The organism is Eubacterium ramulus (genome assembly GCF_045002895.1).
Taxonomy (GTDB): Bacteria; Bacillota; Clostridia; order Lachnospirales; family Lachnospiraceae; genus Eubacterium_I; species Eubacterium_I ramulus.
This window is the reverse complement of the sequence record NZ_CP173382.1, coordinates 734,047-747,287: the sequence shown is the minus strand read 5'-3', so window position 1 is coordinate 747,287 and position 13,241 is coordinate 734,047. Positions and strand designations below refer to the sequence as shown.

The following is a 13,241-nucleotide window of genomic DNA, read 5'->3' as shown; positions in this document are numbered from 1 at the left end:
TAGTCGTAATATCTTATATTTTATACAATCTATTTACTAGTAAACCCCACAACCAAAAGAAAGTCAATGTTTTTTCATTTCTCACTAAGAACAAAGCGGACAAGTCCGCTTCAAACTCCCTGAATCCCTCAATCTTTGAGGGACTTGTTACGCTTTGCGCGCCAGATGCAGTCTGCTTTAGCAGACATATTCCACATGCATCTGGTCGCATCCTCGCAGAGCGTTTTTTGTTTGAGAGGAAATTCATCGCAATTTCCTCTCAAACAAGAAAGTGTGATATGTCGTTTTTTATACATATCACACCATTCTTTCATCCATTTTTACATTTTCATGTCCAAATCCATTGGCTTACACTTTTAAATTTTTCTAACAAAAGCTTCTGATACAGGTATAGCGCGCAGTGCTTCTGAGAAGAATATGTCAGCTTTCGCTGATCAGAATCACGCATCAAGTCTCACATGCGTTCGACTTGAAAATAGCTTATACAACCTGATGTTTTGCAATATAGATTGGGAAAGAATCCGCTCCCTTCAGTTCCTTTCCGGATGTGATCACCGCATTTTTATCCGTAATGATATACTCTGCCTTCACACCAGACTCTACAACCGTATCCTGCATCAGTACACAGTTTTTCACAACCGCTCCTTTTCCGATTTTCACCCCGCGGAAAAGAATACAATTTTCTACAGTACCCTCAATGACACAACCGTCTGCTGCCATGGTATTTTTTACAGCAGCACCGTTGATGTATCGTGTCGGGTTGTCATCGCGCAGTTTTGTATAGATCGGTCCGCCTGCAAACAGACCTTCCAGGTTCTCATCTTCCAATAATTTCATATTTTCCTGGAAATAGCTCTTCATATCGCAGATACGAGAACAATAACCTATGTACTTATGACCGTAAATTTTTATCTTATCCACTTCTTTTGCCAGAATATCTCGCTCAAGATAAATATTTCCACGAATAAACGCATCGTCGATCAGATTGATCAGATACTCACGGTTGAAGCAATAAATGTTCATACCGAGATTATGTACACCTTTTTCCTTTGTATTGATGTGCCATTTGCTCACACGGCCGCTCTCATCAAAATCAAATGTATAATACATGCCCCGCTTTGCATTCTCAGCCTTCAGGGAACCTTCCGGAATCTCCTCTACTGTATACGCAACTGTTACATCCGCATCGTTTGCCTCATGAGTGGCAACCAGTTTTCTAAAATCAAAATTTACGGCAACATTTGTATCTGCCATAATAACATATTTTTCTTTCTGTTTTCTCAGATAATCCAGTGTATGATCCAACGCCTCGATACGTCCACCGTACAGATTCATTCCTTTCTCCGCATACGGCGGCCAGATGGTCAGTCCACCGTTCTTACGAACCAGATCCCACTCACGACCGGAACCAAGGTGATCCATCAGAGAATGATATTTTTCACGCACCAGTACGGATACGCTATTGATGCCGCTGTTTACCATGCTGGAGAGCACAAAGTCGATCAGACGGTAACGGCTTGCAAAAGGAATAGATCCCATCAGCCGCTCATTAACCAGTTCCGGGACAAGAGAATCATAGTAATTCGGGAAAATAATTCCCAGTGCATTTATATTTGACTTTACCATTCTTCCTCACCATCCTTTACATTTTCTCGAACCATAGCATTAGAACCCACTGTTGCTCCGTCACCTACATAGACTCCCGGTCCAATGGTGGCAACTCCTTTGTCCTCGCCTTCTTTTTCCACACCGATTTTTGCATTTTCACCAATCACGGCATTTTCACCAATAATACAGTGTTCTACCACTGCACCCGGTTTGATCACGGTACCCCCCATGACAACTGCGTCTTTGACAACAGCTCCCGGTGCTACTTTGACACCGGCAAACAGAACAGAATGTTCTACCTCACCGTCAATCCGGCATCCATCTGTGATCATGGAGTTTTTAATCACTGCATCACTGCCAATCTTGTGACCGGTCATACCACTGTTGCGACTGTAAATCTTCCAGTCTTCATCGAAAAGATCAATACCGCTGTTCTTCGGATCGAGAACCTCCATATTTGCTTCCCAAAGGGATGAAATAGTTCCAACATCTTTCCAGTAACCACTGAAATGATATGCATACATATCCCTGCCGTCACGCAGCAGATTCGGGATAATATTATTACCGAAATCATTCTCGGATTCCGGATCTTCCTCATCTTCTATCAGATACTTACGCAGGACATCCCAGTTAAAAATGTAGATACCCATAGATGCCAGGTTTGATTTCGGATTTGCCGGCTTTTCCTGAAACTCTGTGATCTTGTCATTCTCATCTGCTACCATCAAGCCAAAACGAGAAGCTTCCGCCCACGGTACTTCCATAACAGCCACGCTGAATTCAGCACCTTTCTGCTTATGGAACTCCAGAAAATCACTGTAATCCTGTTTGCAGATCTGGTCACCGGATAAAATGATGACATATTTCGGATTGTATCGTTCAATAAATGCAATATTCTGGTAAATTGCATTCGCCGTACCTTTGTACCAGTCGGAACCAGATGCTTTCTGATATGGCGGAAGTACATGTACACCTCCATGCAGACGGTCAAGATCCCATGGTTGTCCATTTCCGATGTATTCATTCAGGACTAATGGCTGGTACTGTGTCAAAATACCAACCGTATCAATACCGGAATTTATACAATTGGATAACGGAAAATCAATGATACGGTATTTCCCTCCAAATGGAACTGCAGGTTTTGCCAGCTTCTGTGTCAATGCATACAACCGTGAACCCTGTCCACCGGCAAGCAGCATAGCAATAATTTCTTTTTCCACTTCATGTCCCCCTTGAAATTAGTATTTCTTCCCATAACATCCAGGATAGATGTCCGGGTAATGATCATATTATACAACATTTTTACCAGTTTTTAAAGTCTATCTTGTATTTTTCTCAACATTTTTTACAATTACTTTTAAATATTTTTACATTCTTTCATGATTTTATACAAAATAGAAACAATTTTCTTGTGTTTTATTCCTATTGTAAAAATAGGCTTTACACACAACTTCTTAATAAAAAAAGAACAGCTGAATTTTCCAGCTGTTCTTTTTCCTTATTGCTTATTCTGATTACCGCCGTTTCAGAGACATGCCCCACTGCGATACTGACCGATACAGATTATCTGTAAATAATATCATCTCTTCCCGGTCCATTCGAAACCATGGTGATCGGGAATCCAATCTGCTCTTCGATGAACTCCACATATTTACGGCAGTTCTCCGGAAGATCCTCGTAATTCTTGATTCCACGGATATCACATTTCCATCCCGGTAATGTCTTTAATACCGGTTTTGCTTTTTCCAGTTTTGCAGTGGTCGGGAACTCGGTTGTTACCTCACCATCAATCTCATAGCCTACACATACCGGAATCTCATCCAGATATCCCAATACATCCAGTACTGTAAATGCTACATCAGTGGCACCCTGCAAACGGCATCCGTATTTACTTGCCACACAATCAAACCATCCCATACGTCTCGGTCTTCCTGTTGTTGCTCCAAATTCGCCGCCATCACCGCCACGTCTTCTCAGTTCATCAGCCTCATCACCGAAAATCTCGCTGACAAATGCACCTGCTCCTACTGCACTTGAATATGCTTTGCAGACAGTGATGATCTTCTTGATCTCGTATGGCGGAATACCTGCACCGATTGCACCATAGGCCGCCAGTGTGGAAGAAGAGGTAACCATCGGATAAATTCCGTGATCCGGATCTTTTAATGTACCAAGCTGACCCTCTAACAGAATCTCTTTGCCCTCTTTGATTGCATTCCACAGATAGGTAGATACATCGCATACATACGGCTCTACCATCTCTTTGTACTGGTGCAGAGTCTCTAATAACTCATCCGGATTCAACAGTGGTTTGTGATACAGATGCTCTAATGTAACATTCTTTGTCTCACATACGCGGACAACTTTCTCTTTTAAAAGTTCCTCATCAAATAACTCACTTACCTGAAAACCGATTTTTGCATATTTATCTGAGTAGAATGGTGCAATACCGGATTTTGTAGAACCGAATGATTTACCACCCAGTCGCTCTTCTTCGTACTGATCGAATAACACATGATATGGCATAACCATCTGTGCACGGTCAGATACAAGAATTTTTGGCATTGGCACACCTTTTGCAACAATGTCCTGGATTTCCTTGAACAGTACCGGAATATTTAATGCAACACCGTTACCAATGATACTTGTTGTATGTCCATAAAAACATCCTGACGGAAGTGTATGAAGTGCAAATTTACCATAATTGTTCACGATTGTATGGCCTGCATTTGCGCCACCCTGGAAACGAACAATAATATCTGCCTCTTTTGCCAACATGTCGGTGATTTTGCCTTTTCCTTCATCACCCCAGTTTGCTCCTACTACAGCTTTTACCATAATTACAGATTCCTCCTTCGGCATTATAAAAGACAGGTGTAAAACCTGCCTTTTTTATTTTCCGTTTTACTTTATGATTATACACGATAATATACAAGATGTAAAATCTTTTTTCTAATATATCGCCTTTATTTATAAACAAAACTTATAAATGTTTCTTTTTTGGATCTGAGAATGCTTATTCTGCGGTAAAGCGGACATTCGCAATCCGCTTTCGCTACTTGCTCATGAACGCAGTCGCTTTGCGTTCATAAAATCATCTGCATTAATTTTATCCAGATAAAAAAACGTCATCGTTGCCTTGGCAATCTCGCGGTCGTTCTCGTCGGTGATCATCACATCATACACACACATTTTTTTGCCAACCTTGATCTCACGGGATTCCCCGATCAGTTTTTTACAGTTCATGGCAGGACGCAGATAATTAATATTTCCTGACACAGTGGTCACATATCTGCCACGGCTGGTAGCTGCCGCTCCGCCCACAGTATCTACCAGGGTAAACAGTACACCTCCATGAGTGGAACCGATAGGATTTGCATGACGCTCATCCAGTATAATTTCACATTTTGCATAACCTTCCCGGAGTTCTACTGTCCGAATCCCGGTATGCTTAATATATCCCATGTTTCTGATTTCTTTTAACTTCTCGTAATCAATCATTATGCATCTACCTCAATTGCTTTTGTGGCAGTCACGGCCAGTGCTCCCGGTCCGATATGGCAGGCAATGCTCAGTGAAAGCGGATTCAACACGATCTCATGATTCGGAAATGCTGCCTGTACTTCTTTTTTGAACTCTTCCGCTGCTTCCAGGTCATGGGTATACGCCATAGAAATATGTATACCGGTACCATCAGCAGAACCAAAACGGCGCTCACAGTCATCTTTGATCTGTTTGATCATAATGTTCTTCGCCTGTTTGACTGTTCTTGCTTTCGCAAAAGCATCCAGCTTTTCACCCTGGATCTGAAGAACCGGTTTTAATTTCAACAAGGTACCAAGGGCTGCTGCCGCCGGTGTGATACGTCCGCCTTTTTTCAGATAATATAAGGTATCCAGCATGATATAGATACTGGATTCCATTTTATTCTCCATGAGTTTGTCATAAATCTCCTGACCGGATTTTCCTGCTGCCGCAAGTTCCATGGCATCCATCACAGACTGGCGCTGTGTCACGGAAATACGCTGATTGTCTACGACAAATACCTTTCCTTCATAATCCTGCGCCAGCATTGCCGCAGTAGAACAGGTACTGGAAAGTCCGCTGGACATCGGAATATGTACAATCTCATCGTACTCCTCCAGCAGTTCATCCCAAAGTTCTGTAAAATCAGTTAAAATAGGGGTGGATGTATGAATATCCGCACCTTCTGTCAATCTCTCATAAAACTGTTCCTGGGTCAGGTCAATATCCTCCAGAAGCATTTCTTCATTAATATAAAACGGCATCGGCATGACGCGAATTCCAAGTTCTTTTGCCTGTGCCTGAGTAATTCCACTGTTACTGTCTGTCACAATCGCTACTTTACTCAAATTTTCATTCCTCCGTTTTTTCTCGCTTAACTCTCACACATAATTTTTATCAGCATTACAAATAGTAACATACCCCTGATCAAAAAACAACCGTTCGCCCAAAAGTATATATACAAAAAAGAGCTTTAAACGAACCAGGCATGCCAAGATACGCTCAAAACTCTTTTTTTGCTTCGATTATTATTTTAATTTTCAAAAATTTCTTTCAGATTTTTTCAAAACGTACGCAAGTTTTTTGTTTCATTCCGTTTCTACTGAAATAACTCGTCTCCACTTTTGAAACCGAAAGCCGGATGATAATCAAATTTTACAGCTCCTACCGGAATCTCCGGTCCTACTGCTTTTTTAATCCGTGCGATTCCTTCATTGCCAAAACCTGCGCATAACTCAATGGCGCCACATCCGTTTGCAACCAGTTCCTTTGCTGCTGTTTCTGCCTGATCGTAAGTGGAGCATCCTACCACATGTAATGTCAAAGTATCAGAAGGAATCACTGCCTTCTGTTCCTGTGGGTTCTGTCCTGGTGCTACATAAATAAAAGCTGCATTAATCATGATGTTTCTCCTCTCTCATGCTTCTTCTGATCCATTCCGCGTTTTCTGCATCTATACGAATGTATCCTGCATTTTTCCGGAACAGTTTTATTTTAATACCGGCATCAGAACTTGTAAAGTCTTTCTCAGCCTATCTTTCACACAATTTCTGCTCCGGTGACGACTTCTCTCCCTATGCATTTTGGCAGATTTCCTGCAGATTCAGACCGTATCGCGCCGCAATATCTCTTGCATAGCTCAGTCCGTCCGGTGTCGTTCTCTGAATTCGGTAACTGCGCACACCGCCTTCCACATCTTCCATTTGCGCCACCAGATTATCGATTTTGCTGCGGTTGCCCGGATACGCATTATACTCTGATACTTTCATAGGCAGATCATGAATATGAGTCACAAACAAACCACAGCATCCTATGACACCGATCCCCGTCAGCACTTCCGATGCAATATAGCCCGCCTCCAGCCCACTGGTACTGGAAAATGATTCATCCATCAAAAGCATGTCTGTCTCTGACAGCTGACTCAAAATCTCGCTCAACCGGGCACACTCACTCTCCAGACGGCCTTTTCCATAATTATTTTCATCTGAAACCGGAAAATGTGTAAAAATACCGGTTACCGGACTCATTTTTGCCTGATATGCGGGCACAAAAAGTCCAAGCTGGCACAATGCCTGCGCCATTCCTACAGAGTAGGCGAAAATAGACTTTCCGCCGTGGTTCGGTCCTGTTACCAGATAGAACCGTCCCTTTTCATCCAACACAAACTCATTGGAAACAACGGTTTTTTCCACGCCCCGCATCGCCAGCATCGGATTGTACACCTGCTTTAATTCACATACCTTATCCTCCACCGGACAGATTTGGGGGCGACACATCTCAAATCCACGGTCACGCATATCCAGAATAAATTTCACTCCGGCGGTCAGAAACCGGATATCATCCAGCAACGCTGCAAACATCGCTGTATTTGCTTTATAATAATTCTGGATCAGAGGTTCGAAAGAGCGCAACGGTTTTTCAAAAATTGTCTGTAATGCACTTCCCATGGCATAATTCAAGGCTTTCTGTTCTTCCCCATGCAGCCCCTTTTGCAGCGGGTAAAGCGGTGTCATCATCACCTGCCGGTCATTCAGCCGGTGTTTCATCAGCTTGTCTATGATACTTCCCGCAGAAAACGCCTTCTCATTGACCGAAATGATCCCCGCTTCCTTTGGCCGCAGATTGTCATCCAGGTTAATGCCGATGGTCACGCTCTTCAAATATCCAAAATTTTTACCGGTAGCAGCCATCTCCCGTTTCAGATTCTGATATTCCTCGCTGTGGGACACTTCATAGATAAGTTTCCGGAATCCTTTCATTCCCTCTGACCGGATGTCAGAAGTCACATCCTGTTCCAGCTTTGTAAACACATCGGAAAACAGATCCACTAATTCCTCATACATTTCCAGATATCGCACAGCACTTAGTGCTGAATCCACGGAAAAATCACTGCTCAGCACTTTTCGCAGATCTGTCACATTCTGAATTGCTGCCACCGACTGACAGAATGCATCATATAGCATCGGATGTTCTACAAGATCTTCCACAATCGCCTGCCGATACTGCAACACATTCGGATCCGTTGAAAAAAATTTTTCCAGTGTCAGATCCGAATATCCCCGATATCGGTCATTTTGTAATACCACCATATCATCAATCTGCAATGCCTGAATAAAATCAAACGATTTCATCCGTACTTCCTGTGCCGGATCACACTCCGGCGGATACAAAAAACGAAACCCTGTCATTTACTTTTTCTCCTCCTAACACGTTTTCCTCGCATAGTTCTGCTGTGCATCACAAGCATCACAATCAGACTCAACACCAGTGCACCACTGCTGTCAATCAGTACATCTGTAAATCTGCCTGCACGACCCGGTACAAACAACTGATGAAATTCATCCGTACATGCATAGCCGAATGTCAGCACAAAAGATGCGATATTGCGCCCTTTTCCACGAATCCCGGATACCCAGAACGCGGTCAGAAAAGAAATACACAAAATAATATATTCTGTTACATGTGCCCCTTTCCTCACCAGCATGGAAAAAAGATGTAACAGACTGACATCTGTGACCTGTGGGAACACCCCCAGCTTTTCCCGTACCTGTAAAAGTATCTGCACAAAAATATTACTCAAATGGGAAGATTCTTCTGCATGCTGACTGGAAAACAAAAATATCATCCCTGCCACAACCGCCGGGAACAACCACACAAGATACTTTTTGCTATATTGTCTCTTCATTTACAAACCCCAAAAAGTCCCCTGCTGATTGCTCTACACAATCAAAACAGGGGACTTCGCTCATTTAATCAAAATAATTAATCTGCATTGCAGCACGTACGTCATGTAATGTCTCTGCCGCTTTCTTCTCAGCAACTTCTGTACCGGCTTTCAGAATGTCATATACATCCGGAATCCGCTGCTCCCACATTTTACGTCTCTCGCGGATTGGTGCCAGTTCCTCCTGAAGTACATTGTTCAGGAATTTCTTCACTTTGACATCACCAAGACCGCCGCGGGTATAATGTGCTTTCAGCTCGTCCAGATTCTGATAATCAGGAAGATACTCTGCAAAATGCTCTGGTTTGCTGAAAGCATCCAGGTAAATAAATACCGGATTGCCTTCTACTTTACCCGGATCTTCCACACGCAAATGATTCGGATCTGTGAACATGGACATTACTTTTTTCTTAATTTCATCTGACTCATCGGACAAATAAATACAGTTTCCGAGAGATTTACTCATTTTTGCCTTACCATCAATACCTGGCAGACGCAGGCAGGCCTGATTGGTCGGAAGTACGATTTCCGGCTCTGTCAGTGTCTCACCATACACACTGTTAAATTTGTGAACGATTTCTTTACACTGCTCGATCATCGGCATCTGATCCTCGCCAGCCGGAACAGTCGTGGCACGGAATGCAGTGATATCTGCTGCCTGGCTGATCGGATAACAGAAGAAACCTACCGGAATGCTGGATTCAAACTTTTTCTGCTGAATCTCCGCTTTTACAGTTGGATTTCTCTGAACTCTGGATACTGTAACCAGATTCATATAATAAAACGTCAGTTCCGTCAGTTCCGGAATCATGGATTGGATAAAAATGGTTGCTTTCTCCGGATCGATACCGCATGCCAGATAATCCAGCGCTACCTGAATAATGTTCTGACGAACTTTCTCCGGATGCTCCGCATTATCAGTCAGTGCCTGAGCATCTGCTATCATAATATAAACTTCATCATACAGTCCGGAATTCTGCAGACGAACTCTTTCTTTCAATGATCCCACATAATGTCCGACATGAAGACGGCCTGTCGGGCGATCACCTGTCAAAATAATTTTACTCATTTTTGCTACTCCTTTACATATCTTGTATTATATGACACCAAAGCTTTATCGTCAACAGAGGGAACGTTTTTTATTCTTTTACATATGATGAGTGAACTGTAACCATACATATGGTAAATAAACATTTTACCAACTCTGTATGTTTCTTTTTTCTGCCCGTTTATGTTATAATACAGATGTGAAAACAGGATACTCAACATCACAGGAAGAAGGTGTTACTATGAAACAGACAATTATCACAATCAGCCGTGAATTTGGCAGTGGTGGCCATTTTATTGGGGAAGAAGTATCAAAACGGCTGGGCATACCGTTCTATGATAAAAATATCATTCAACAGATTGCTGAAAAAACCGGATTTTCCGAGGATTTTGTCAAAGAACAGTCCGAATATGCTCCATCTAAAAATATGTTTGCCTACGCTTTTGTGGGACGGGATCATACAGGAAGTTCTCTGTCCGATCAGGTCTATGCCGCCCAGACACAGGTTATCCGCAATCTTGCCGAAAAAGGATCCTGCATCATCATCGGCCGCTGCGCTGACTATATTTTAAAAGACCGGCCGGATACTTATCACATTTTCGTATATGGGGACGAATATGAAAAAATATCGCGTACACAGCAGCTTTTCAACTTATCCGAGAAGGATGCACGCGCGATGAACCGTGATATGGACAAAAAAAGACGTCTCCACTACGAATACTATACCGATCGTAAATGGGGTGATCCACAAAACCATTGTATGTGCCTGAATACCAGCGCACTTGATATGGAACGCTGCATCCGGTACATTTTGGATCTGTTTGAATAAATGGAAGAAACATCTGTTATTTAACCTCAAAACGGAATGGGATCAAAGCAAGATCCCATTCCGAAGTGTAGCGTGCAGTGATTCTGCGAAGAATTTGTCAGCTTTCGCTGACCAGAATCACGCACCAAGTCTCACATGCGTTCGACTTGATTCTGTCATTATAATTACCGGTACATCGTTCATTTCGAAAACGCTGTACTAGTCCCTTGACTCGATTACAAGCAAAATACCGTTCTCACAGGTAATGCTCGCAGTCTCCGCTTCCAGTTCATTGCTCACACCACGGGCAATCCCACTCACCAGTGTAAAATTCTCCACCTCATAAGCAAATCCCTTTAATGTAATACCTGTAACTTCCGGAGTAAAAGGAATCAGTGACACGAACTTTCCAAACTGATCAGATTTTTGCAACATTATCTGCCCATCCACCATCCGAATCCGGTTGTGGGCATCTACAATCTGGCAGGAAACACCTCTGTCCAGTGCCAGCTTCAACATCTGGATATTCCCCAGCAGATGATCTATACGGGTTCCGGTAGCTCCGATCATTGTAACTGCATCTGCTCCAGCCGCAATTGCACGAAGCAACGCCAGCTCCGTATCTGTCTCGTCCTTATGTGTTGGAAATTGTTCCATCCGCTCCGGACACGTTTTCTTAAAATAAGTATAGGATGCATCATCCACAGAATCGAAATCTCCAAGGATCAGATCTGGCTGTATTCCGGCTGTATGACAGAATTTCATACCTGCATCCGCACATACAACGTAATCCCATGTATACTTTTTTAAATACTCGCATGCAAACTTATAATCAATACTTCCACCTGTCACAATCAACGTATTCATATCGCTTCGCCTCTCCCATCATTAGAAACTTCTCGATCACAAGCAACCGCAACGGTCTCTCAAACGAACTATTATTTTTCCATAATATTCAGGAAACTCTCCACATTTTCCCTGATATCACCTTTAAACACTGCGGTTCCTGCAACAATAATATTTGCTCCGGCATCCAGCACTTCCTGCACATTGTTCAGTGATACACCTCCGTCTACTTCGATATCAGCCTGACAATGTTTCTCTTCCATCATCTTTTTCAGATCACGGATTTTCTGTGTGGTGTACGGAATATATTTCTGTCCGCCAAATCCCGGATTGACGCTCATCAGAAGTACCATATCACACTCCGGAAGGATATAATCCAGAACAGATAACGACGTCGCCGGATTTAATGCCACACCTGCCAGTACGCCACGATCTTTGATGGCATGCAAAGTACGATCCAGATGTTTGCACGCTTCGGCATGTACTGTGATCAGATCTGCTCCGGCATCTACGAACTCATCGATATAACGTACCGGCTCATCAATCATCAGATGCACGTCAAAAATACGATCCGTACATTTGCGGATGGATTTGATCACCGGAAGTCCGAAAGAAATACTCGGCACAAAACTTCCGTCCATTACATCGATATGCACATACTGTGCACCTGCCTCATCCAGCATTTTTACCTGTTCGCCCAGAATTGAAAAATCTGATGCAAGCAGTGAAGGTGATAAACAATTCATTTTCTATACTCCTTTTATTTCTAATATTTTCTCTTGTCTTTCAGTTCATTATAGATCTGTACATAATTATTATATCGGCTCTGACTGATCTTCCCCTCCGCCAGTGCTTCTTTCACGCCGCAGACCGGTTCACCGATATGGCTGCACCCGGTAAAACGGCAGTTCTGCTCATACTCCACAAATTCCGGGAACAACGTTCCCAATGTCTCTTTTTCGAAGAAGTCCACCGCCAGAGAACTGAAGCCCGGCGTATCAAAAATATAAGTCTGTTCATTCAATAAGATCAACTGCGAATGGCGGGTCGTATGCTTGCCGCGCTGAATTTTCTCACTGATCTCCCCGGTCTCCATCTGTACCTCCGGCGCCAGCAGATTGATCAGCGTAGATTTTCCCACACCGGAAGGTCCTGCCACAGTAGTTGTTTTTCCTTCCAGTGCTGCCCGCAACGGTTCAATGCCCTCCTGCTGTCTGGCACTGACAAAAAACAATGGATATCCGCAGGTTCCATAAGCATCCCGCAGTTCCTGAATTTCTGCCTCCGAAGCCAGATCTTCTTTATTAAAACAGATCAGCGTCGGCACGTTCTGTTGTTCCATCATCAGTAAAAAACGATCCAGCAGATTCAGATTCGGCTTTGGCGAAGTTCCTGCGAAAATCACAAGTGCCTGATCCACATTGGCAACAGCCGGACGAACCAGTGCATTTTTGCGGGGCAGAATTTCTACTACGTTTCCTTTTTTCTCTTCTTCATCAATAATATCAATGGACACGTTATCTCCCACCAGAGGTTTCATCTTTTTCTGACGGAATGCACCCTTTGCTTTACATTCATAGATACCGGATCCTGCTACTGACACGTAGTAGAATCCGGCAATCCCTTTTACAATCTTTCCCTGTTTCATCTTGCACATTACTCTTTTATGCTGTCTTTATTTT

The 13,241-nt window shown here is 43.1% G+C and carries 13 protein-coding genes; 1 reads left to right on the top strand and 12 read right to left on the bottom strand.

Translation table 11 applies throughout. From position 1 onward, the window contains the following. Nucleotides 1-480: 480 nt before the first annotated feature. From glgD to trpS, 9 genes are all read right to left on the bottom strand, one after another. Complete coding sequence (gene glgD, locus ACIRUQ_RS03400) at nucleotides 481-1,626, bottom strand: glucose-1-phosphate adenylyltransferase subunit GlgD (RefSeq protein WP_022036519.1); 1,146 nt, start codon at nucleotides 1,624-1,626, stop codon at nucleotides 481-483. Next, a complete protein-coding gene (locus tag ACIRUQ_RS03395; protein WP_021737967.1) occupies nucleotides 1,620-2,828 on the bottom strand; it encodes a glucose-1-phosphate adenylyltransferase in 1,209 nt (402 codons plus the stop codon). Before ACIRUQ_RS03395 ends, glgD begins: the two co-directional genes overlap by 7 nt. A gap of 343 nt (nucleotides 2,829-3,171) precedes the next feature. After that, the gene (locus ACIRUQ_RS03390; RefSeq protein ID WP_022036511.1) at nucleotides 3,172-4,446 is read right to left on the bottom strand and encodes an adenylosuccinate synthase; all 1,275 of its coding nucleotides are present in this window, start codon (nucleotides 4,444-4,446) and stop codon (nucleotides 3,172-3,174) included. 225 nt (nucleotides 4,447-4,671) lie between these two features. Beyond that, on the bottom strand, nucleotides 4,672-5,109 hold the full coding sequence (locus ACIRUQ_RS03385) for a PaaI family thioesterase (protein ID WP_055289694.1): 438 nt from the start codon (nucleotides 5,107-5,109) through the stop codon (nucleotides 4,672-4,674). Further along, nucleotides 5,109-5,981 carry a DegV family protein gene (locus tag ACIRUQ_RS03380; RefSeq protein WP_055289692.1) on the bottom strand — a complete coding sequence of 291 codons (873 nt, stop codon included), beginning with the start codon at nucleotides 5,979-5,981 and terminating at the stop codon, nucleotides 5,109-5,111. Before ACIRUQ_RS03380 ends, ACIRUQ_RS03385 begins: the two co-directional genes overlap by 1 nt. A 251-nt stretch (nucleotides 5,982-6,232) precedes the next feature. Next, nucleotides 6,233-6,535, bottom strand: a complete 303-nt coding sequence (locus ACIRUQ_RS03375; RefSeq protein WP_022036508.1) for a DUF6506 family protein — start codon at nucleotides 6,533-6,535, stop codon at nucleotides 6,233-6,235. A 172-nt stretch (nucleotides 6,536-6,707) separates the two neighbouring features. Beyond that, nucleotides 6,708-8,321, bottom strand: a complete 1,614-nt coding sequence (locus ACIRUQ_RS03370) for a MutS-related protein (protein ID WP_055289690.1) — start codon at nucleotides 8,319-8,321, stop codon at nucleotides 6,708-6,710. Next, nucleotides 8,318-8,818: a VanZ family protein gene (locus tag ACIRUQ_RS03365; RefSeq protein ID WP_055289688.1), complete on the bottom strand. Its 501-nt coding sequence runs from the start codon at nucleotides 8,816-8,818 to the stop codon at nucleotides 8,318-8,320. Before ACIRUQ_RS03365 ends, ACIRUQ_RS03370 begins: the two co-directional genes overlap by 4 nt. Before the next feature lie 64 nt (nucleotides 8,819-8,882). Next, nucleotides 8,883-9,926, bottom strand: a complete 1,044-nt coding sequence (gene trpS / locus ACIRUQ_RS03360) for a tryptophan--tRNA ligase (RefSeq protein ID WP_022036505.1) — start codon at nucleotides 9,924-9,926, stop codon at nucleotides 8,883-8,885. 220 nt (nucleotides 9,927-10,146) lie between these two features. Here trpS and ACIRUQ_RS03355 point away from each other — a divergent pair, with 220 nt between their 5' ends. Further along, the gene (locus ACIRUQ_RS03355) at nucleotides 10,147-10,734 is read left to right on the top strand and encodes an AAA family ATPase (protein ID WP_055289686.1); all 588 of its coding nucleotides are present in this window, start codon (nucleotides 10,147-10,149) and stop codon (nucleotides 10,732-10,734) included. Between the two features lie 198 nt (nucleotides 10,735-10,932). Here ACIRUQ_RS03355 and ACIRUQ_RS03350 read toward each other — a convergent pair whose 3' ends face one another. The 3 genes from ACIRUQ_RS03350 to rsgA form a co-directional block, all read right to left on the bottom strand. After that, entirely contained in the window at nucleotides 10,933-11,580 is a 648-nt protein-coding gene (locus tag ACIRUQ_RS03350) for a thiamine diphosphokinase (RefSeq protein WP_055289684.1), read from the bottom strand. 71 nt (nucleotides 11,581-11,651) lie between these two features. After that, nucleotides 11,652-12,305, bottom strand: coding sequence for a ribulose-phosphate 3-epimerase (gene rpe, locus ACIRUQ_RS03345; protein WP_055289681.1), 654 nt, complete (start codon nucleotides 12,303-12,305; stop codon nucleotides 11,652-11,654). Nucleotides 12,306-12,325: 20 nt separating this feature from the next. After that, the gene (rsgA, locus tag ACIRUQ_RS03340; protein ID WP_022036504.1) at nucleotides 12,326-13,207 is read right to left on the bottom strand and encodes a ribosome small subunit-dependent GTPase A; all 882 of its coding nucleotides are present in this window, start codon (nucleotides 13,205-13,207) and stop codon (nucleotides 12,326-12,328) included. Nucleotides 13,208-13,241 lie beyond the last annotated feature (34 nt).